The organism is Yoonia sp. R78084 (genome assembly GCF_044595625.1).
Lineage (GTDB): Bacteria > Pseudomonadota > Alphaproteobacteria > Rhodobacterales > Rhodobacteraceae > Yoonia.
In genome coordinates this window covers 2,274,505-2,296,396 of sequence record NZ_CP138993.1, presented here as the reverse complement: position 1 = coordinate 2,296,396, position 21,892 = coordinate 2,274,505, and the positions used below count along the sequence as shown (strand labels likewise).

General features: G+C 57.9%; 18 protein-coding genes and 1 tRNA gene. 11 read left to right on the top strand and 8 right to left on the bottom strand.

Annotated elements, in window-relative coordinates; all coding sequences use genetic code 11:
* The first annotated feature begins 401 nt into the window (after nt 1–401).
* Both SJY29_RS11595 and SJY29_RS11590 read left to right on the top strand, forming a co-directional pair.
* Nucleotides 402–1,859 (top strand): hypothetical protein, encoded by a 1,458-nt coding sequence (locus tag SJY29_RS11595; protein ID WP_400083111.1) that lies wholly within the window; start codon nt 402–404, stop codon nt 1,857–1,859.
* A 110-nt stretch (nt 1,860–1,969) separates the two neighbouring features.
* Nucleotides 1,970–2,425, top strand: coding sequence for a hypothetical protein (locus tag SJY29_RS11590; protein WP_400083108.1), 456 nt, complete (start codon nt 1,970–1,972; stop codon nt 2,423–2,425).
* Here SJY29_RS11590 and SJY29_RS11585 read toward each other — a convergent pair.
* Nucleotides 2,412–2,942, bottom strand: a complete 531-nt coding sequence (locus SJY29_RS11585; RefSeq protein WP_400083105.1) for an RNA 2'-phosphotransferase — start codon at nt 2,940–2,942, stop codon at nt 2,412–2,414. The two genes, SJY29_RS11590 and SJY29_RS11585, sit on opposite strands and share 14 nt — an antisense overlap.
* Complete coding sequence (locus tag SJY29_RS11580; RefSeq protein WP_400088916.1) at nt 2,939–3,157, bottom strand: hypothetical protein; 219 nt, start codon at nt 3,155–3,157, stop codon at nt 2,939–2,941. The genes SJY29_RS11585 and SJY29_RS11580 overlap by 4 nt, the downstream gene beginning before the upstream one ends.
* Before the next feature lie 132 nt (nt 3,158–3,289).
* On the opposite strand from SJY29_RS11580, the gene SJY29_RS11575 reads away from it, so the two are divergent.
* On the top strand, nt 3,290–3,709 hold the full coding sequence (locus tag SJY29_RS11575; protein ID WP_400083102.1) for a hypothetical protein: 420 nt from the start codon (nt 3,290–3,292) through the stop codon (nt 3,707–3,709).
* Here SJY29_RS11575 and SJY29_RS11570 read toward each other — a convergent pair.
* From SJY29_RS11570 to SJY29_RS11555, 4 genes are all read right to left on the bottom strand, one after another.
* Entirely contained in the window at nt 3,683–4,960 is a 1,278-nt protein-coding gene (locus SJY29_RS11570) for a lanthionine synthetase LanC family protein (protein WP_400083099.1), read from the bottom strand. The genes SJY29_RS11575 and SJY29_RS11570 overlap by 27 nt on opposite strands.
* The gene (locus SJY29_RS11565; protein WP_400083095.1) at nt 4,957–5,943 is read right to left on the bottom strand and encodes a T3SS effector HopA1 family protein; all 987 of its coding nucleotides are present in this window, start codon (nt 5,941–5,943) and stop codon (nt 4,957–4,959) included. Before SJY29_RS11565 ends, SJY29_RS11570 begins: the two co-directional genes overlap by 4 nt.
* Nucleotides 5,940–7,004, bottom strand: a complete 1,065-nt coding sequence (locus SJY29_RS11560; RefSeq protein WP_400083092.1) for a phosphotransferase family protein — start codon at nt 7,002–7,004, stop codon at nt 5,940–5,942. Before SJY29_RS11560 ends, SJY29_RS11565 begins: the two co-directional genes overlap by 4 nt.
* A gap of 65 nt (nt 7,005–7,069) precedes the next feature.
* Nucleotides 7,070–7,315 carry a hypothetical protein gene (locus SJY29_RS11555; RefSeq protein WP_110278361.1) on the bottom strand — a complete coding sequence of 82 codons (246 nt, stop codon included), beginning with the start codon at nt 7,313–7,315 and terminating at the stop codon, nt 7,070–7,072.
* Nucleotides 7,316–7,559: 244 nt separating this feature from the next.
* Here SJY29_RS11555 and SJY29_RS11550 point away from each other — a divergent pair, with 244 nt between their 5' ends.
* From SJY29_RS11550 to SJY29_RS11535, 4 genes are all read left to right on the top strand, one after another.
* A complete protein-coding gene (locus SJY29_RS11550; RefSeq protein WP_400083089.1) occupies nt 7,560–8,201 on the top strand; it encodes a Crp/Fnr family transcriptional regulator in 642 nt (213 codons plus the stop codon).
* 133 nt (nt 8,202–8,334) lie between these two features.
* Nucleotides 8,335–10,581: a pyridoxal phosphate-dependent decarboxylase family protein gene (locus SJY29_RS11545; protein ID WP_400083086.1), complete on the top strand. Its 2,247-nt coding sequence runs from the start codon at nt 8,335–8,337 to the stop codon at nt 10,579–10,581.
* 28 nt (nt 10,582–10,609) lie between these two features.
* On the top strand, nt 10,610–11,761 hold the full coding sequence (locus tag SJY29_RS11540; RefSeq protein WP_400083084.1) for an FIST signal transduction protein: 1,152 nt from the start codon (nt 10,610–10,612) through the stop codon (nt 11,759–11,761).
* A 17-nt stretch (nt 11,762–11,778) separates the two neighbouring features.
* Nucleotides 11,779–12,600, top strand: coding sequence for an adenylate/guanylate cyclase domain-containing protein (locus tag SJY29_RS11535; protein ID WP_110278365.1), 822 nt, complete (start codon nt 11,779–11,781; stop codon nt 12,598–12,600).
* 93 nt (nt 12,601–12,693) lie between these two features.
* Here SJY29_RS11535 and SJY29_RS11530 read toward each other — a convergent pair whose 3' ends face one another.
* Nucleotides 12,694–16,980 carry a PKD domain-containing protein gene (locus SJY29_RS11530; RefSeq protein ID WP_400083081.1) on the bottom strand — a complete coding sequence of 1,429 codons (4,287 nt, stop codon included), beginning with the start codon at nt 16,978–16,980 and terminating at the stop codon, nt 12,694–12,696.
* Nucleotides 16,981–17,206: 226 nt separating this feature from the next.
* On the opposite strand from SJY29_RS11530, the gene SJY29_RS11525 reads away from it, so the two are divergent.
* The gene (locus SJY29_RS11525) at nt 17,207–17,734 is read left to right on the top strand and encodes a phage tail protein (protein WP_400083079.1); all 528 of its coding nucleotides are present in this window, start codon (nt 17,207–17,209) and stop codon (nt 17,732–17,734) included.
* An 80-nt stretch (nt 17,735–17,814) separates the two neighbouring features.
* Complete coding sequence (locus SJY29_RS11520; protein ID WP_400083077.1) at nt 17,815–19,029, top strand: DUF4331 family protein; 1,215 nt, start codon at nt 17,815–17,817, stop codon at nt 19,027–19,029.
* Between the two features lie 466 nt (nt 19,030–19,495).
* Here SJY29_RS11520 and SJY29_RS11515 read toward each other — a convergent pair.
* Nucleotides 19,496–19,585, bottom strand: a tRNA-Ser gene (locus tag SJY29_RS11515).
* A 173-nt stretch (nt 19,586–19,758) separates the two neighbouring features.
* Between SJY29_RS11515 and SJY29_RS11510 the strand changes: the two genes are divergently transcribed.
* Together SJY29_RS11510 and SJY29_RS11505 are read left to right on the top strand one after the other, a co-directional pair.
* Complete coding sequence (locus SJY29_RS11510; protein WP_400083074.1) at nt 19,759–20,436, top strand: ImuA family protein; 678 nt, start codon at nt 19,759–19,761, stop codon at nt 20,434–20,436.
* A complete protein-coding gene (locus SJY29_RS11505) occupies nt 20,405–21,871 on the top strand; it encodes a Y-family DNA polymerase (RefSeq protein ID WP_400088914.1) in 1,467 nt (488 codons plus the stop codon). The genes SJY29_RS11510 and SJY29_RS11505 overlap by 32 nt, the downstream gene beginning before the upstream one ends.
* The last annotated feature ends 21 nt before the right edge of the window (nt 21,872–21,892 follow it).

Below are 21,892 nucleotides of genomic sequence, written 5' to 3'. Positions count from 1 at the left end.
GTGGGCGGAGGATCAAAAACTATGTGTAGGTCAAACGCTATATTTCCCAGAAAGAAATACAAGATGTAGCGTTCGTGGGGTTACACTGATCTTGGGAAAGAAAATTGAGGCGGAAGTCACGGAGACTGGGCACAAGTATTTCTTAGATTTTGACAGTAGTATAGGAACGATAGAGGAAAGCTCGTACATAGAGTACGCCTTAGAATAAACGAACCGAACTAAAGTCAACTCTCCAACTCCCGTGCCACAATCATCAGCTCGAGTTGGATAGTTACCCGTTCGACCACATCCTGTTGGTCTTCGTGTGCATGGTTCAGACTGACGCCATAGCTGGCGTAGTGCGGATTGCCAATGACGCCATCAGTATGGCCATGCGTCCCGCATCATGCCACTCTGACCCCATGACCACCGCCCGCCTCTTCCTTGCCAACTGCCTGATCTGGCTGCTCACGCTCGCCAGCCCAGCGGGGGCGGGTCATCTTGTCGTGGCCGATCTGCAGGGGGGCATCGCGCAATCGGTCTTTGCGGGTCTGCAGGAGGGCGCGCCAGAACGGCTGCCCGGGCAGTCGGATGACGAATATTTCGCCGTATACAACGCCTGGACGAACGACGTCGCCGCGCAGGAAAATCTGCTGGGGGCCGTTGTCGGCTACACGACCTCGGGCGGGCAAGCGGTCAACGTCAGCAACGCCGCCAGCATCGCGCAGTCGGGCGCGCTGAATAACTATCTCGGGCATACCGATCTTGCCGTGCTGGCAGACCGCCTCGCGGAATGCCGCGCCGATGGTGCCTGCACGGAAGAAGAGCTTTTCAGCATCCGTGACGAGATGCTCGCACGCTCGCTGGCAAATGATGAAGCGCTCGCCAGTTGTCTTACACAGGCGTGCGTGGAGGAGCATTTGGCGGCGGTCGCGGGACTGGATGCATTCCGCGAAGCCATCGGAACTGATCAGGCCGCGCGCCAGATCATTGGAAGCGCCTTGCAGAGAAACGCCGGGGTAGATGTCGGCTTGTTGGCCGTGCTCGGTGCCAATGGCGGTACAGTTGGACCAACTCTTGGACCTCAGGATTGGGCGCTTGCGCGGGCCGCGCTGAACGTCGCCAACGCGGAAACGATCCTGCAGCAGTGTGGTCAGGACGCCGCTTGCATGATTGCTGTGGCCAATGAAATCCAGGCCGATGAGGCGTTTGTCGACCTTCTGCGGGATTTGCCCGGCGTAGGCGGCGTCATCGCGGCCAATGATTGCGCCATGACGGGCGATGCGCTCACGTGCGCGGCTGTATCGGTCGAAGCGCTCGGCGCTGCGGGCGACATGCTCCAGAACGGCCGCCGCGTGCTGCTGCGTATGGGCGACGACACCGTCCCCGCGACGGTGCGTACCACCGATGAAGGCGTGGAGGTCGTGACCGATGCAGGAGACGTGGTGCGGGTTGCGGATGCCCCAAATAGAACACTGGACCCAACAGAAGTGTCATTCTCGCAGGCGACGGTTTCTGGTAGAAACAGAGATGGTCTAACGATTGATGAGTTGGAAGATTCGATGCGCCAAAATGGTTGGCAGGGTGAGCCGCTGAATGTGATCTCTGGGGATGGTGTGCCGACGAGCATGGATAATCGAAGACTTTTGGCAGCGCGACGTGCTGGGATCGAGGTCCCAGTTACTGCTAGGTACGCTAGTGATCCTCTTACACCTGATCAGGTGAGGGAGTTCACGGTCACCGGTCAGCCTGCACCTTCGACTTGGGGGGAGGCTCTGGACTTGCGGATTGGTCGTCAGGGCGAAATGCGCGGGGCTCCTTCTGATTGGGCAGAACGGTTCCCAAATGGTTCAATCTATGACCCCGTTGTTGTCGAGTGATGTCGTTACCGGTTGCATTCTCGCCACAGCGTTCTTTCACGCCATATCCGGAGACCGTGTTACCTGATGGCTTCAGGTATCCAGAGGGATACTTGGAACACTCACAGGGTATGCTCTATCCGCTTCAATTTGTTTGGCGTTTTATCGATTACGATGAGCATGGTCCCATGGAATGGGAGTTTCGTTTGTCTCGTAAAAGCACGGGCAGGAGTGCATTAGCTGACATAGACCCGATACCATTTGCGAGGGATGGTGAATGGGGCGCATTTTTTGATGGCAACGATCGTTCAGGCAACCCGCCTGTTGTTGTCGTTCATTACGGTGACACAAGTCGGAGCGCTTCTTATTCCGATTTTGTTGCTTGGCTTGCCGCGGCCAAGAGCGAGAGTGGGATTGGGGAACCGCCATATGATAGGATTGAGGCTGATCCTTCGTATCCAGTGGCAGCAGATGTGTCTGACGGGTATTTCTTTTGTCCGAACTGTTATGAGGCTAACAAGCCTCTGCATGAGTATGACACGGCCATACTCTGCGAGAGTTGCGGCACATTTTTTAATCTGAAATAGCGCCCGCTAGTACCCTTTCCGTCAACCAGACGCCATTTTTGGCTTGGAAAAACTGGTGGCCTTGGTGGTGCATCTGAAGGGCCGGGATGGTTAGGACGACCGGTTTGCCGTGGCGTTGCCCGACGCTGACGGCGGTGTCGTGATCTGCTGACAAATGCACGTACTGGCGATTCTGTGGGAGCAGGCCTTGTACCTTGATGCTTTCGAGGAATCTGGTTGCCGTCCCGTGGTAGAGAAGTTCCGGCGGCTCTGCCGGTTCAAGGCCAAGATTGACGGCGATAGAATGCCCTTGGTTGGCGCGGATGGATAGGCCGTCAGCGGAGATGGCGAAGCGCTTCTTGTCGCTGGTTGCGACGACTTTGCGCAGCGTGTCGCGGTCGAGTGAAATATCGGCTTTGGCGATCAGTTCCTCGATGTTGGCCCATCCTTCGGGATCGAGGGTGAGGCCTATGGCATCCGGCTTGTGGCGGAGGATGTAGCTAAGGAATTTGCTGGTATCTTTGAAATCGTAGTTCATTTGTCGCCCTCGGGTTTCACGTAATCCGGCATATGAATAGCACAATGCTTTGATCCATCATGTGCGTTGACGACATGTCCGTTTGCTAAGTCGCACCAGCCGGAGTTCTCGTCTTGGCTAATGAGTTGGACAGACCGGTTGAAATCTTCCGCCTTGATGTTTGCCTTGGCGAAATAAAACGAACCGCCGCCCGCTACAAGAGTGGCCACGACCATCAACACAGCAGGCTATCCATCCCCTAACCCTTGTGCCAATCTCCTCCCATGACCACCGCCCGGCTATTCCTCACCCACTGCCTGATCTGGCTGCTCACGCTGATAAGCACGGCGGGCGCAGGACATCTCACCATGGCCGACCTGCAGCACGGGGTTGGGGAGGGTGTCTCGGACGGTCTTTATACCGAAGGCAGCCTGCCGCACGCGCTGCTTCACGGGGCTGTGGGCTGCGTTGCCGCCGAGGCGCTGGATGGCAACTGTGCCTCAGGGGCGGCGGCAGGCATCGCGCAGTCGGTCTTTGCGGGGCTGCAGGAGGGCGCGCCAGAGCAGCAGCCCGGGCAGTCGGATGAGGAGTACTATGCCGTCAACAATGCCTCGAAGACCGACATTGAAGGTCAAGCGAACCTGCTGGATGCGGTTGCCGACTATGCGACCTTCGGCGGGCAGGTGGCCGATCTCACCAACGCTGCGACTACTGCGCAGGGCAAAGAAGAATTTTCTGTCATATTTCCCGGAATGATGTCGTCAGCCTGCTCCTATACAGACCAATGACGGCGGCCGATCAGCCTTCATGAAACGCAGCAGGGCATATCCCGTCCCTGCCAACCCCAGCATCAGGCCTGGTGGCTGGTGTTTGTTGCCGCCGCCGTATGGCAGCGGTCGCCCGCTATCCAGATAGGACACCTGAATGAACTCCTGCACCGCTTGCAAAACGTCACCACTCTCAACAGTTTCCGCCGCTTTTGGGTGCATCAAAAGCTCGATATCGCTGCCGACACCATGACACAGGCACAGGTTTGTCTTTGGTGTTAACCGAGTCAGCAGCGTCTTCTTTGTAAGTTCTGCGGCTGTCCTGGCCTGTTCCAAGAATGCAGGATCACCGGTCAGCGCATGCGCGCGCAGCCGTGCAAGGCCGATGCCGGTTGCCCCGTGGCACCACGCAACTTCGGTTCGGCCCTTTGCCTCTGCCTGCCCATGATAGCGCAAATCGGGCCAGCACCCGCGGATGGGGTCAAACCAGGCCTCCTCATAGGCAAACGCCCGTTTTCCTGCCACCGTAAACTGATCCTGATCAAAGGCTGTGCCAAGCGCCAGCAACGCCAATCCGATACCGCTGGCCCCATGCCCATAGCCCAAAAGGTTTGGCGGCACGGGCGCGTCTGGTTGCAGCCAAGCGGCCTCACGCGCATTGGTGCGCATTTCAGCGGTGGTATCCCATGACAGACCACCCTTGCCCTCAACAGCATGTCCGAGGATTTTTTCACCCCACACCAACAGCGGCCTTTCAATGCGGTCGCGACCCAGCACATCCTGCACCGCGATGATTGCGGGGATAGACGCAGCAACGCCCAGCATCACATCCAGAATACATCTGCCCGCAGTATCGGTGTGAAGTGCGTCCAGCAGGATCTCCTTGCCTTGGGTGATTAAAGACGGCGCCCCTGTCATCTGCCCGATCACGATGGCAGCGTAGCCGATCCCGACATGTCCGGTGTAAAACGATAGGGAAACACTGGCGGGGCAATCCCTGTATCGCGAAACGGCATGATTGATCGCGCCAAGCGCCGTCTGCTGTACCACTGTGTCATCGGTCAGCTTTCCCAGATGCGCCAGAAACAGTGCGATGCCCGCTGTTCCGTCATAAACGCTGGGGCCAAGCATGCCATAACCCGCCATCGTGGTCCCCCAAAAAATGTCATTGGCAGGGCCAAGCCAGTTGCACCGCCTGTCGTCCCAAATCGCATCGCGCGCCAGCATGCGACCGATCTGCAATGCCATGTCCTTAAGCTGCGCGTCAGTCATGCTGCATGGGCCGCAGGTTGCGCGCAAAGCCGATAGCAGGCGACAGACCCAGCATTCAGGTGCAATCTGTCAATATCCAGATTTTCCGACCTGCAAACGGCCTCAAACGCCGCCTGAAACGCCTCTGGAACGATGTGGTTTTCCGCGCGCGCCTGCATCATCGCCTGCGCAACCAGTTTGCAGCGTGCTGCGCCAAAGCTGCCGGCATCCGGCATATCTTCCGCCAGTCCGAGCCCATTGCCAACCCGCATGGTAAAAGCCGGAACCGCATCATCGAGGTAAAGCGCAAGTTGCGGCATCTGCGTGGCCAGCGCCATGGCAGCCACCGTGAATGCGCGCTCCGGAATATAGAGCACCGCCGTGTCCGCCCGTGAATAATCGCAAATCCGCGTCGCTGTCTTGTACCTGAACGGCACCAGATAGCGGTTCAGCACCTGCGAAACCAGACCGGCAACAGGTGCAGCAGCGCCGGGCCCGATCAAATTGAAATAAAGGCGGATATTCTTGACCTCTTCGGCGGCATCCAACTGTGACTGACCGAAGATGTGAAAAAACCCCGGCTGCACGGTTTTGGACCCGGCCAGATGGGTCACAACAATCTCGGACCCGGGCCGCACAGGGGCCGCATCAGGGGCCGCCAGAAACTGGCCGGATATGAACTTGCAGACCTTGCCATAGCGTTCCGCGATGACCGCTCCTTCGGACAGCAGGCTGCGCACGACCCACCCGTCCTCTACCTTCGCTGTAGTATCATTTGCGGTAGAGATGTCAGCGATCAGCGCCGCACTCGGTGCGCCATCACCGAATGCCTCGCCGATATTGCCGCCGGGATGCGTATATAAATACTTGTAAACAAACTCGGTCAACTGTTGCGCGAACGGCGCATCCGGCTGGCTGGGCGGCTGCGCGGGCCACCCGCGAAAGGTGATCTGATCCTGCGCATCAATCGCCACCTTTGCCACAAAATCCAAAAGCGGTCTCATGACGCGGCCTGCATGCACGGCGCAGCCAGACCGGCGCAAACTATTCTTTGTCCTTCCCGCGTCGTCATGCGCCGCGCAATCTGCATCAGGGTCTGCGACATGTCAGGCAAGCTGTCCTGCGCAAAGCAATATTCATAGCCCGCCACCAAAAGGCGGGCCGCCATCATCGCGATGCATTTATCAAGAAAGGCGGCATCGTGCCTCTCAGAAGCCGCACTGTAAGCGGCCCAAAACGCGCGCATCTCGGGCAAGGCGGTATCCAAGGCATCCGGGTCTTGCTGCATGGTATAGTGGATCACAAAGGCGCCAAGCCCGCACCCCACATCCCAGGCAGGATCGCCCAGATCAGCACGTTCCCAATCAATCAAACGCAGTTTTTGATCTGAATCGGTTGACTCAATAAGAAAATTCTCAAGTTTGAAATCCCCGTGGATCAAAGTATTTGCGACCCAATGGTCACGACACCATTTCAGGGTGGCTTTCAATTCCGGGTTCGCGCGAATTGCATCAATAAACGCGGCACTGGCAGGGCTGCGGCCACGCAAGGATGTCAGTGGACTCGGGGTTTCTTCCAGCCGAAAAATCCAGTGCGGCCTGACGGTGAATTCCACATCAAGTGCGTCGATCGCCGTTTGCGGAACGCCATGGTATTGCGCTGCGATCCGTCCCATCTGGACAATGTGTTCAAGGCTGTTGTGGCCCATACGCCGCGCCCGCGCGCCAAGGTCTTCGGCATCCTTGATCAGGGCAAGGGTCATTGTCGCGCTATCGGGGTCAAAGTGCAGAGGTTGCGGCATCACGCTTTGTAAATGCCGGAATGCACTAGTCCTCGCGATCGCTTGATAAATCTGCGCTTCAAGTGTGACGGATTGAACCGTTCCGGGCTCGCCTTCGTGCGCTTGTTTGATAAAAAATGAGGAACCGTGGAGCTGCTTGAAGACAAAGAAACGATTACGTTGGCGGCCCATAAACAACACACTTGAGCCATCGACAAGATCACGCTGCGACACCAGCCCTCGTGCACGAAGCGTCTGGATAATGTTGCGAGCGATAGGTTCCACAGGTTCCTCATTGAAAGTACTGAAAAGTCTTGTTGAAGGCAGCGCGGGACACGCTGCCTCCTAATTCAAACGCTACAAACTGCTGTGAAGAGCACGCTGCCGCAGCCCAATTGTGTGCTGCCAAATGCGTCAAGATGGGGCTTCGCAGCGGCCTGTGCTTCGGCGATATCGCCAAAGGTGCAGCCGGCGGTAAACGCGATGCTGACACAGTCATCAGAAGCCGCCACGGGTGCTGCTGCGGTTGCAGCTTTGGTCGCTTCTGCAACGTCGCCAAAAGTACAACCTGCTGTAAATCCAACTTTAATACACATTTTAAAATCCTTTCATTTTTCAAAACAATTGCGCCAAGGGTCAGTCAAACTGCCGTTCGGCTCCGCTGTTTTAGGGTGTGGCGTGTCACTCTGATGTGCGGACGGACACATTTTCCGACAATTTTGCTCTCTATTGCCGGTTGGCTCTCGTGCAATGTAAAGCTAGGGTCATGACACCATAAATTTTGGGGCAAAGATGTCCGTCGACGAAGCGACCGCGTATTCATTGAAACACTGTGGCCTGATGCGTGACATAGATCAGCAGGCGCTGGATGCGGTCATCCAGAAGATGGCTGTTTTGCACATCCCGCGTGGCAAGCTGATCATGATGCACGGCGACGAGACAACCGAAACATACTTCCTGCTCTCTGGGACGGTCATAGGTCAGGTCGTGGCTGCAAGCGGGCGCGAAATCCTGTTTACCGAAATTGCTCAGGGAGGGTATTTCGGGGAACTGGCTTCTCTGGATGGCAATGCCCGTTCAATTACAATTTCTGCGCACTCGGACTGCGTTTTGGGTAGACTTCAGGGCGGGGATTTCCTCGCTCTCCTGCGCATGTATCCACAACTGGCGATCAATCTGGCCACGGATCTTGGCACACGCTTGCGGCGCATGAATGACCGGGTCTTCGGGCTCGTGGTCCATAACGTCGAGACGCGGGTGCGCGTGAGGCTGATGCAACTGGCGCAGGAGCAGGAACAGCTGGTCAACGGCGGTGTGATCACCAATGCCCCAACCCACGAAGTAATCTCGAATTTCATCGGGGCCAACCGCGAGGCGGTCAGCCGTGTCATTGCCAAGCTCAACCGCGACGGCGTGATCATGTCGAAACGCGGTGTGATCACGATTAATGATGTCGATGCTTTAATGGATACCGAAGACTAGTTCTGACGTGCGCTGGCGCACATCGAACCACCTGTGCAAGTGATTGAGTGCCGGGACCAATTAAGCGGAGGTCCCTTTGTTTCGGGGCTGTGTGCCGCGCTTTTCCAAAACACATATCAATCAAGGGATTCCCATGGACCGTCATCAAAGAAACCGCAATATCGTCGCCACACTGTCAGATTTTCACGCCCGCGAGAAAGACGAAGGGCGGATGGATCTCGACAATAGCAAGGGCTCAACATCCCTCGCTGGCTGGTTTCTGGGCCCGTTGGCCGAAAATCAGGAAGTGCTGGACAAATCCATCGCCAAGGCGATTGCCGCGCATTGCGACGCAAGGCGCGAATACGGTGCGCAGTTTCGCGATCCGCCCTTTGTAACCTCTGAGATCAAGGCCTCTGACGACTATCGCAAAACCATCGCCACGCTGGATACCAAGCTGGATGACCTGCTGGGTGCGCTGCATGGCTCCATCCCGCTGTCGAGCTATCGCAACCAGTCGCATATGTATTGGGATATCACGATGCCCGGTGCCATCGGATACTTTGCGGCGATGCTCTATAACCAGAACAACGTCGCCGCCGAAGCGTCACCGGTCACCACCCTGCTTGAAATCGAGGTCGGCAAGGATCTGGCGCGCATGCTGGGCTATCACGTGCCCAGCGACGCGGAGATAGCCCAAGGTGCGCTGACACCATGGGCGCATATCACCTGTGACGGATCTGTTGCGAATGGCGAATCCATGTGGGCGGCGCGCAACCTCAAATACATGCCCATCACCATGGCTGAGGCGATCCGCAATGAACCCGATATGGCAGGCGGCAGGGACGTCAAAGTCACCCTCGCCGACGGACGTTCGGTCAAACTGCTCGATCTGGACTGTTGGGAATTGCTGAACGTCGCACTTGATGACGTCATCGCCCTGTCCCCGCGCCTGCAATCGGATTTCGGGATCACTCCCGAGGCGATCAAGGCGGCCCTGGACAAATACTCTGTCCAGAACCTTGGCCTTGCAGAGTACCAGCAACGGTTCATCGCAAAAGACACGCAGCACCTGCCGGTCGTTCTTGCGCCTTCAACCGCGCATTATTCATGGCCGAAAAGCGCGGCCCTAATCGGGCTGGGGGCCAACCAATTGTGGCGGATCCACGTTGATCAGGACGGACGTATGCGCATGGATCACCTGCGCGAAACCTTGCAGGACTGCCTGGACAACAAGCGCCCGATCCTCGAAGTGGTCGCCGTCATCGGCTCAACCGAAGAGAGTGCCGTAGATCCGCTGGCCGATATTGTGGAACTGCGCGATGAATTCCGCAGGAAGGGGCTGGAATTCTCGCTTCACGTGGACGGGGCATGGGGCGGGTACTTTGCCTCGATGCTGCGCGACAGCAAAGAACCGATTGATCCCGATCAGGGCGGCGCCCTCGAACAGACGCCTGCCATGATCATGAGCGATTATGTCATGCGCCAGTACCGCGCCTTTCCGCACGCTGATACGCAAACCGTTGATCCGCATAAGGCGGGCTTTATCCCCTACCCCGCCGGTGCGCTTTGCTATCGCAACGGGGCCATGCGCGACATGATCACCTTTACAGCGCCAGTAGTCTATCACGGCGGTGTTGATCCCACGGTCGGCGTTTACGGAATCGAAGGCTCCAAACCCGGAGCGGCGGCGGCCGGTGTTTATCTCTCCCACGCCATGATCAGACCGGATAAGTCAGGCTATGGGAAATTGCTGGGCAAGTGTATCTTCAACTCCAAACGGCTTTATGCCGAGCTCGTCTCGCTTGATGGCACGGACGATTACATCAAGGTGGTCCCTTTCCAGCGGCTGCCCTGTGAAAAGGCTGGCAGGGGCGATCACGCACGCGCCGAAGAGGTGGCCTACATCCGCGAGAATTTCGTACCCCGCGAAAACAATGATCTGGTCGCATTCCTGCTGAATGATCAAAAAGCGCTGGATTTGTTCAAGGAACTGGGCTCCGATCAGAATATTGTCACCTATGCGGTGAACTTCAAAACCTCGGATGGCTGGAATACGGATGTTGCGCTCATGAACGCCGTGAACACCGCCATCTACAAGGCTCTGTCGATCAGCACCTTCAACGGTGGCACCGTCCCGGAAAATCCGATGTTTGTGACGTCTTCTGCCTTTGATGTGCCCAGTTATGGACAAAGTTTTGTGGATGCCTTCGGCGCACGCGCCGGGTTGGCCCCTACGCAAGGAACCGCGATCTCTTTCCTGATTTCAACCACACAGGATCCGTGGGTTTCGGCAACAGCAGAGGGGAATTATCTCCCCAAAGTTGTTGCGGCCTTCAAGGCGGCTGCTAAAACAGCCGTGGACGATGTGCTGCGGCTACATGAGCTGACACACGGCTGAAAAAGATAAAGAAAATGAAAGGGTCTCTATGCTGAAAGTTGCAACAGGTTGGTCCGACGACCCCGAGAGTACAACTGCGGTGCAAGAGGCCCTCGACATGGCCGTCTCAATTTTGGACGGCCATGTCCCGAAAGCCGCCTTGGTCTACGCGGCGATTGATCAGGACCTTTCCGTGATCGGGAAAACTCTGCGCGCGCGCTATCCTGATGTCTTGGTGGCAGGCGGCACAACCGATGGCGAAATCGCTGGCGGTGAAGGGTTTTTGGAGGACAGCCTTGTCATTATGCTCTTTGCGTCAGACAGCCTTGAATTTTCAGTGGGGGTCGGGCGGAATGCCATCGCAGAGCCTGCCCAATCCACGGCCGATGCCGTTGCCATGGCACGCGCCGGATCAGACAAGGAAATAAACCTTGGTATCGCCATGCTGGAAGGTCTGGGCACGAATATCCATGACCTTGTCGGCGGGCTGCAAGACGCCCTTGGCACAGGTGTGCCAATTGTCGGCGGCGCAGCGGCCGATCAGCTCCGGTTCCAGGGCACCCGCCAGATCTGCAATGATGTCGTGACAAGCGATGCTGTAGTGATCTTGACCGTGCATGGGGCTGTGAATGTCTCTGTCGGCGTGGCCACAGGCTATACGCCGCTTGGTCAGCCGCATCACGTCACAAAGGCTGAAGGCGCTGTGGTTCACCAGATCGACAACCGCCCCGCAGCCGAGCTATATGCCGACTACCTGCAACAGCCATCAATCTTTTATCCGCTCGCTGTGCAGGATGAAACACGGCAATCGCTGGTCCTCAGCTCTCCTTTGAATTTCGACGCCGAGACAGGTGCGCTGCATCTGGTCAATCCTGTCGCGCAGGGTAGCGTGGTGCAGCTTTCAACAGCATCGCGGCAGGAAATTATCGATGCCGCGCGCAATGCAGTCGGTCAGGCTGCGGCAGGAATGAAGGACAACCAAGTCGATGCAGCGCTGCTCTTTTCCTGTGCCGGCCGTCGGGCAACACTGGGCACACGCACCCGCGAAGAATACGAAAACGTACGCACGATCATCGGACAGGATGTGCCAATTGCTGGCTTCTATTGCTACGGCGAGATCGGTCCCGAAAAAGCAGGGGGCCCGTCCTTGACCCATACCAACGCTTTCGTTGCGGTATTTCTTAGCGACGCAACGGCCTGAGCCAAGAAGAAAGATCCATGACCCATCATCCGACACCACAGAACAATGAGGTGTTGCGCCTCCAACGGCGGTTGGCAAAATCGGATATGCGCAGGGCCGAGCTCGAGCATCTGATCGACACCGGTCAGGCCTTTCAGCGCAGCGTGCTCGCACAGGTCGAAAAGGCCAAGGCCGAGCTGCAAAAGCTCAATGAACAATTGCAACAAGAACAAGCACGCAGTGACAGGCTGTTGCGCTCGATCATGCCCAATTCAATAGCGGACGAGTTGAAACGCGATAACGGCGTCACCCCGCGGCGTTGCGAAAATGCGACGGTCATGTTTGCCGATTTCGTGGGGTTCACCGCGCGATCGGAAACGCTCGATCCTTTGGTGCTTTTGCGGGTACTCGATTACTATTATTCCGAGTTTGACCGCATCACGGCCCGCCACAGCATCGAAAAGGTGAAAACGATCGGTGATGCCTACATGTGCGTGGCAGGTCTGGACGATGATCCAGCGTCTACCGCCCATGTCATCGCCGCAGCGCAAGAGTTCCTTTGCTTTGTCGCGCAAGCCAGACCACCCAGTCTCGATCCGCAAGCCCCGCTGTGGCAAATCAGGATCGGGATCAACTCGGGGCCTGTCTCGACGGGGGTGATCGGGCAGGACAGACTGAGCTTTGATGTCTGGGGTGATACGGTCAACATCGCCTCTCGGATCGTCAATGCCAGCGCACCTAATGAAATCCGTCTGTCACGCAGCAGCATCAACTTGCTGACTGACAAAACAGGTTTTGCATCCTGCGGTCAGGTGAATGCCAAAGGGCGCGGTATGATCGACCTGTTTTGCATCTCTTGAAGGGTCGTGCGATGGCTCGAACCCAAGCATCAATGAAGCCCCCCGCACTCAACGGTGCGGGGGGCTTCATTGCCCAATCGTCATCGGGCCAGATCAGAAGCTGAACTCAACCCGTGCGGTGGCGCCAAAGGCTTCATAGTCGTCGTCAGCAATGCCATCATATTGCATGCTCAGCGACAACTGGTTTGCCGCGCCAAATGCATAACGCGCGCCCAGTGTCACCTGGCCTTGGTTGCTTTCTGTCCGGGTGAATCCATCATCAAAGATCGATGTACTGGCCCCGAACCCGCCCAGCAGATCAAGTGCGCCTTTACTGACAGCGATGGGCACAACAACATCCAGACCAAGCGTCGCCTCGGTTGTCGTGACGGTCATTGCGCGGACATCAAAGCCGTCCCCGTCAACATAAGCTTCGTTTTCATCGCTGACGTAGGCAAGATCCAACATCGGGATAAGCATGAAACGCTCGAACGCGACCTCACCGGCAACATCGAGTGTCAGAAGACTGCGATCACTCATGAAGCTGTCCTCATAGGTGCCCAGCGGCGACAGCGTGTTGTCACTCTGACCGAAAAGATAAGCGCCCGAGAAGACCAGGTTTTGGTCCGGCATGCGTGCCACCGCATAGGGGCCTGCCAGCCAGCCGGTGCTGTCGAAGGCCATCGGCCCGTTGTCAGACGTCATCGTATCGAACTGCGCCATGGCACCGATCAACAGATTTTCGCTGATCCGGTAATGCGAGCCAAGGCTCAGGTTGGCATAGGTGCTTTCGATATCGTCCTGTGTGCTCCATTGCCCTTGTGCAGAGAGCCAGACGGGGCGATCAGGCGATGTGCCAAGATCAAAATTGCCTGCACCTTGCGTGGCATTGACGTTGAACCGCCCAAGGCTGTCACCCAGCAGGAAGGCATTGAGCTTTGGCTGTGCACGGATCAGCTGCGTGGTTCGTTGCCGCGCCACTTGGGTGATCATCTCTTCGGTCGCAGTCATCGCACCAAGTCCGATTGATGCCACCCCAGATGCGTCGTTGAGGTTGCCAAAGTCATCCTCTGCCACGCCCGCCGCTACGCTTATTGTGACAGCTTCGGTGCCCGATGGCGTGATCTGCGCGGTATATACCGCACCTGATCCCGCAAAGCTGGTGATAGCCGCACCTGTCACACTCAGATCACCCTGAACAAAGCCCGTAACGGCTTCGGAAAAGGTGATTGTGATCATGAAGGGCGTGGCATCATTGATGCTGGAGGGGGCACCGCTGATCGTCACTGTTGGCCCATCGAAGTCAGGGAACAGATCCACGGTAGCCGCGGCCGAGGTATTGCCGACGGCATCCGTTGCCGTGACGGTCACGGTACCCCCCGCCATATCAGCCGCTGATGTGACGGCGTAGATGCCACCTGTTGCTGTTACAGTTTGCGTGCTGTTGTCGGGGAAGGTCACGGTGACAGTCGCATCCACCTCTGCCGTCCCCCCGATCGTCAGCGACCGGTTTGCGTTGATCGCAGCTGTCGTGATCAATGGCGCATCCGGTGCCGTTGCAGCGGTGACGGTCACGACAAAGCTTTGCTGCGTGGCCATGTTGCCCGCCGCGTCCGTCGCGTTCACCAGCACAGTGTTGGCGCCAACGCCAAAGTCATACGGGCTGGTGATGACATCGCTACCCAGACGGAAGACGGGCATGACCACGGGATCAAAGTTGTCGGTCACGGTCGCGGCAAAGGTCACCGAAGCTGTGCCAAGTGGCCCCGCCTCGGCTGTGATATCAGCCGGTGGCGTAATCACCGGAGCAGTCACATCCCCCGGCGCACGGACAAGGACGACGATCGTATCCGCCACTGACGTGTCAAATCCGTCATTCACCGTAAGGCTGAATGTCAGTACCGCGTCACTGTCGCCGATGTTCAATGTGGGGGCTGTGAATGACGGCTGTGCGACCGTTGTATCAAAGCTGACGGCGGTCCCGCCTGTTTGGCTCCACGTATAGGTGAGCACTTGACCCGCGTCATTTGCGGATGATGCGCTGCCGTCGAGCGTGACCAATGACCCATCCGCAACGTTTTGATCCGCTCCGGCATTGGCTGTGGGTGGTGTGTTCGGTGGTGCGGTAACGGTCACCGTGACCGTATCAGCCGCCGATGTATCAAAACCATCATTCACCGTCAGACTGAATGTCAGGACCGCGTCGCTATCGCCAATTTCCAAATTGGGTGAGGTAAATAGCGGAGAAGGTGTCGACGAGCTCGACAGTGTAACAGATGTGCCACCTGTCTGCGTCCATGCGTATGTCAGGCTCTGACCGGCGTCATTGGGGGTGGAACCGGTCCCGTCCAAGGTTACCGTGTTATTTGTTGGCACGATCTGGTCTGCCCCGGCATTTGCGACAGGTGCTGTGTTCCCCGGCGCTTGAACCGTGATCACCACCGTATCAGTGACAGAGGTGTCAAAACCGTCGAAAACCGATAGCTGGAAAGTCAGCGCCTGATCGGCGGCCCCGATCGGCAGGGTCGGCGCCGTGAATGTGGGCATCACGGTATCCGCTCCGCTGAGCACAACAGCGCCGCCAGACAGTTGCACCCAACTATAGGTCAGCGTCTGACCTGGATCATTTGCATCGGAGGCCGATCCATCCAGCGTCACCGACGCCGCAGAGCCAACCGCTTGGTCTGGGCCTGCGTTGGCGGTAGGGGCAGTATTTGCGGGGGCCTCAACCGTGACCGAAACTGTGTCAGCCACCGAACCGGATACCCCGTCATTCACGATCAGGCTGAACACCAGCGTGTCATCCGCAGCGCCAACCGCAAGGGTCGGGGCCGTAAATGTCGGCTGGGCCGCTGTCGTACTCGACAGGGTTACCGAAGGGCCGCTGGTCTGGCTCCACGCGAAAGTCAGGGTCTGTCCTGCATTGTTGGGATCAGAGGCCGTGCCATCCAGCGTGACTAATGCCGCAGAAGCAACCGTCTGATCAGGGCCAGCATTTGCCGTTGGGTCGATGTTTGCAGGTGGGTTGACCGTGATATCGACCAGCGACGCCGCAGAATTTTCAAAACCGTCATTCACAATCAATGAAAACGTCAGCGTCTCGGGCGGCACACCGGGGACCAGCGTTGGTGCGGTAAAGGTCGGTGCTGCTGCCGTTGAGCTTGACAATGTGACAGCCGTGCCTGCGGTCTGCGACCAAGCATAGGTCAGTGTCTGACCCACATCATTTGCGTTTGATCCAGTGCTGTTCAGCGTCACGGATTGTCCGGCTGCGGCGGTGGTTGGGGTGGCACCCGCGACCGCCGTAGGCGCTGTGTTCGTCGGGGCGACAATCGTGATCGTCACAACAGACGGGTTCGAGGTCGCGCCGTCATCGTCCGTGGCAACAACCGAGAACTGATGCGTGACCGATGAACTGCCGGTCGTGAGAGAATTGTCGGTGAAGGTCGGGTTCTGTGCAGTTGCATCACTCAGAACGGCATTGGCGCCTGAACCGGTGCCGCCTGTGCGCGTCCATGCATAGGACACAACGGTCCCGTCGGTATCATTGCCCGCCCCTAAAAGCTGCACCTGCGTCCCCGACGTGACACTCGTCGCGACCGCCGATGCGGTTACGGTCGGCGCCGCATTGGGGGGCGGCGTGATCGTCACAGTCACGGTATCAGCAACCGAGCTGTCGCCATCATTATCCGTGACAACCAAAGAGAACTCGTGCGTAACCGACGTATCATTGGAGGTCAGCGAGCTATCGGTAAACGTCGGGCTCACAGCCGTTGCATCATTCAGAACAGCATTGGCCCCCGATCCGGTGCCGCCTGTCCGCGTCCATGCGTAAGACACGATTGCGCCGTCACTGTCTGTGCTGCCGGAGCCATCCAGTGTCACCTGCGTGCCCGATTGCACCGACTGGTTCGATCCTGCGTTGGCCGTCGGCGCGACATTGGGCGCCGTATTGAGGGTGCGGGTGTTCACAACAATTGTATTTGTGACACCCTCAAGTGCGACGCGGTAGGTATAGCTCAGCCCGTCGTCGTCAAAAGTCGCTGTCCATACCAGCTCGTACTGATCTTCAGCTGAGTAGGAGGCCGCATCAGCGCCGACCTGTGACAGGATCACGACGTTTGAAAACGGACAATCGGTTTCAAGATCGGTGACGGTGACTGCGTTGAATATTGTGGTGTTGTTCGCCGAACTCCACCAGGTCCCGCCAACCGACGTGTTGCCGGGCGCGCTCGAAAAAAAGCTGATCTCGGCTTCGCCAAAACCGGGGTCATTGTAAGGGTTGAACGCACAAACAGTCGAACCACCCGTCACACCGACAGGTTTGAAGGCGGGCCCATCAAAGAACGATCCCCCGAACGCATTCACCGATGCTGGCGCGCTGACAGTCAACATCATCATGGTCGCACCTAAAGCTCTTGTTAATTTCTTCATCTGCTCGCCTTTCAAATTCGCTTGTGCCGTTCAGGGCACCGATATGAGACAGGCAATGGCAGATTTGCGCCGTTTGAAATGTGCGTTGGGATACAGATTGCGAAGCGCACGACCGGTCACTGTGAACACACGAAGGCGGGCAGACCGATCAGGTTTCCACTCACCCCGCTTATACAGATTGATTGGAGTAACAATGGAACCATTTATCGCGCAAATCATGCTCTTCGGGGGTAATTTTGCCCCGCGTGGCTGGGCTTTTTGTGATGGGCAGCTTTTGCCGATTTCGAGCAATTCCGCCCTCTTTTCTATCATCGGCACAGCCTTTGGTGGTGACGGACGCACAACTTTTGCTTTGCCTGATCTGCGCGGACGGGTGCCAATGCACGCTGGGACCGGTCCGGGTCTGTCGCCCCGCCGGATCGGTGAAAGCATCGGTGTAGAAGATGTCGCACTCGTTGCATCGCAGATGCCGTCCCACAGCCATGAAATGCTGGTGGCTTCTGCGGCGGCAGCAAACAACCGTGCCGCAGACGATGCCATCGGACGGTCCGACATATTTGTTAACAATAACCCGTCAGACCCGACGACCCAGCCCTCTATCGTACTGAACAGTCGCACAATCAGCAGCGCAGGAGGCAGTCAGCGGCACGAAAACATGCAGCCAACACTCTGCATTAATTATATCATCGCGTTGCAAGGGATCTTCCCGTCGCGCAACTAGAACTGTCAGCGATCCTCACACAAGGGACAAGCCGGGATATCCTGGCTTGTCCCACGCGACATATTTTGAAAGGAAACATAGTGTTACGCCGCAATCTCGCATTCGTCTCCGCCTTATTCTGCGCCGCCTTTCAGGCTTCCGCCGTCAGCGCCTCCGATCACCGCGATGCGCCCCTGACGCAGCTTTATCCGATGTCAGATATCGGTGATAATTTCCTGTTCCGAGGCGCCCAGACGGGTGGCTTGACGATAGCCTATACGCTCAACCCGCTGTCAGGTAGCGGCGCGCCGGGCACGCTCGGGTCCGAGGATATCAAGCTTGATCCGGATCTGATCTATATGTTCCGGCTGGATCTCGACGATGACGCGCGCGCCGACATTGCCTATAAAGTCAGGGTCCGGGATATCGATGGCGAGCGACAGAAACAAACAGTCGAACTTCGGGTAGCCGAAGGCGAGGAGGCTCGTTCGAACCGCTGGAACGGCCGCGAAATTGCACGCGGCTATACGACTGCGCTCAATCGCGCGCTTGAAGTAGTCGAAGGCGATAACGGCGAGTTGCTGTTCATCGGCCCACGGCGTGATCCATTCTTTTTTGACTTCTCAAATGTGCAGGCCCCGGCCGCCCTTGCGATTAAACAGGCACTGGCCGGTGGCGACAACCTGCCAGCCGAACCCACCTCTATCGGTGCCTTCGGGATTTCGGATATGACACTGATCGTTCTTGAAATCCCCGGTCTGGCCGATCAGGCATTGAACTACTGGGCCGTGGTTGCGGACAGCAACGGCATATCTGTTGACCGGATGGGGCGCGCGGGTGTGCAGGGTATTTTCTTTGTCGACCCGCCCGTCGGATACAACCCGGCACGCTATCTGCCCGTCGACCCCGAATATCCCACCGTTGGTGACTTCAACAACGCCTATAACGCCGCAAACCCGGATGAAGGTCTTTCACGCTTCGGCGATCAGTTCACCTTCAGCTTTAACCGGCTTGAGGTCGAAGAGGACAAGCTGGAAGACACCGTGGCCTTCTATGCCCCCGATATGCTGACATGGGACCCCTCGCAGCCTGCAGGCTATCCCAACGGGCGCAGTTTTGCGGAAGATGCGATCTACTGGACGATCACGGACATCAACCCGTTCCGCTACGAGGCCCCCGACAGCTTCCTGCCGCGCAGCTCTGATCAGGCGCTCAATGAAGAGAAATTCCCCTATGCAGCGCCATCCTTCAATCAAGCATGGCAACCGGGAATTCCGGTGCGGCCAGTGGCACCGATCTATATGGACGAGGAATAAGACCCGTGATCCGCAGGCGCCTAGGTTAGGATCAGGGCGGGTGTATGCCATCCCGCGGTGGCTAGTCTATCTGCTGTGATACATGCATCCCGGCAGGTAGGCCTGAAAACGATTTTCCTGACCAGCGCCATAATCTCTACGCGATAGGCGGACGTTACAGGTGATCCAGTGTACGTATTTCGCCCTTAAGGCGCAGCCGGCGTATCAACCGAACAAGCTGACGGGCTTTGCCCAGTGGCAAGTCCTCCGACTTGCCGGAAAGTGTTTTCGCGCACCGTCCAGAACTGATCGGTTTAAACCGATATTGCACTTCTCACGGAGGATAGTTTCCTGCAAACGACATGAAAATTCACAGCGGCAGTAGGAAAATGTCTGTTTGATATCGCGTATATTTCGGGTTCCCGAAATTCGGCCTGGAAGCAATATTTGTATTAATTCTGTATTACCAATGCCTTATTTTGGGCAGTGGCGGAGACGAAGGGATTCGAACCCTCGAGACGGTTTCCCGCCTACTCCCTTAGCAGGGGAGCGCCTTCGACCACTCGGCCACGTCTCCGCCGACGCGTCTAGCAGGAACAAACTGCCGATCACAAGTAGAATCTTGGATTTTGGGGCCTTTGCGTCTTCGCTGTGAGGTCTGCCTATTTCGCAGCGGGGCGGACGTTGCGAGAAAGGATAAAATGAATTAGAACAAATAGTGAACATCAAGAGGGATTCGGTGTGTCGTGTGTGACCCCACTTCGTTTACACAAAGGTCTGGAAGGGCAGGGGCCGCGTGCTGCGCCAATCGCCCATACCTTGTCAGAGGCTTTTGCGAGCCACTCCGCAGACGCCAGTGCTGTGGGTTTTGCTCTCTCGCGGCTGCCGCGCGGTACGGCACCGGTCCTATGGGTGCAGGATCGTTTGTCCCGCAAAGAGGCGGGGCGTCCTGCGCTGGCGGGAATGTGTGTGGATCGTCCGGTGATTATGGTCGATCTTTCGCGTGCCGTGGACGTGCTTTGGGCGATGGAGGACGGGTTGCGCTGTCGCAGCCTTGGCGCTGTGATTGGCGAGATTTGGGGCGATCCGCCCTGTCTGGATTTTACCGCCACCAAACGACTGGCCCTGCGCGCAGAGGCCGGCGATGTGCCCTGCTGGTTGATCCGCAGGGCGGCCAGCCCCGATCTGAGCGCCGCGCGCGAACGTTGGCGTATCGCCAGTATCCCCTCTGCCCCCCATCCGCACGATCCGCAGGCCCCCGGCGCGCCGCGCTGGGCGCTCGATCTGTTTCGCGCACGCCATACCAGGCCCGGCCAATGGGTGGCCAGCTATGACCGCGCGACGGATCGTGTCGATCTCGCTGCCCCAGTTCGCGATCGAGCGGTGGATGCGCGTGATGGAACGGCAGGGAAACGCACCGCCGGATAATATCCCCGTGGTACTGGCCCGCGAAGGACAGCATGGGCCGGTTATTCACGCCGCCAACCGGACTGCGCGGCTTGAGGGGATCACGCCGGGATCGCGGGTGGTCGATATGCGCGCGATTTGCCCCGAACTGCAGGTCGCATATGCCGATGAGGCGGGCGATCGTGCAGCCCTTGACCGGCTGGTCCTTTGGGCGCGTCGGTGGTGCCCGTGGACGGTGCGGGATGGCAATGACGGGCTGATTCTGGACACCACAGGGGCCGACCATCTTTGGGGGGGTGAGGCGGCCATGCTGGTCGAGATGGAAACGCAGTTATCCTTGCTGGGTCTGACCGCGCGGTTGGCGGTGGCGCCCACATGGGGGGCGGCCTGGGCGCTTGCGCGTTTCGGGCCGGTGCGCGCGATCTGCGGGGCGGACGAGATTTATTTCAAACTGGGGGCCTTGCCGGTGGCCGGTTTGCGGCTTGATGCGCCGACGCTGCTTTTGCTGCGCCGCCTGGGGTTGAAAACCATTGGTGCTGTCATGGATGTACCCCGCCTGTCCCTGACCCGCCGCTTTGTAAAGGCGGGGGTGCAGGCCAACCCGCTGATACGGCTGGACCAGCTGATGGGCAAATTGGCTGAACCGGTTTCCAGCGTCGATGCCAGGCCTGTGATCCGCGCGCAGGCCCGTCTGGCCGAGCCGGTTTTTGACCCAACCCCCTATCTGCCGGAGCTTTGTGATGATCTTTGTGATCAGTTGAAACAGACCGGACAGGGGTGCCGCCGCCTGCATCTGACGGTCTATAGAACCGACGGCGATGTCAGCCATGTTGATGTCGCGATCTCTGCGCCAACACGCGATCCTGCGCATTTGCATGGTCTTTTCCGGGATAAGCTGGAACGTATCAACCCCGGTTTCGGGTTTGACCTGATCACGCTGGCGGCGGGGGCGTTGGAGGAGATGCAGGACCGCCAGACCCGTCTGGAGGGTGGGGCGGACGATGATCTGCGCCTGACACAGCTGATTGACCGGCTCAGCGCGAAATTCGGCCCGCGTGCAGTGACCCGCCCCATTTTGCGCCAAAGCCATCTGCCCGAACGGGCCGAGGCGCAGATCGCAGCGCTTGCAAACGCACCTAGCGAGGGCACGGTTTTGATCAGGGAACGCCCCCTGCGCCTGCTTGATCATCCCGAAGAGGTGCGCGTGCTCTACGCCGTGCCCGAAGGCCCGCCTGCACAATTTGTCTGGCGCAGGCAAACCCACCGTGTGGCCCGTTATGCAGGGCCCGAACGGATCGCGCCCGAGTGGTGGAAGGACCGCCCCGGCACGCGGTTGCGTGACTATTTCAAGGTTGAGAACCAGACGGGTCTGCGGTTGTGGCTGTATCGCGAAGGCCTGCATGAGGATGGACGCGGGGGGGATCCGCGCTGGTTTGTGCATGGGTTTTTCGCATGAACCTGTGGTGCATATTGTGGG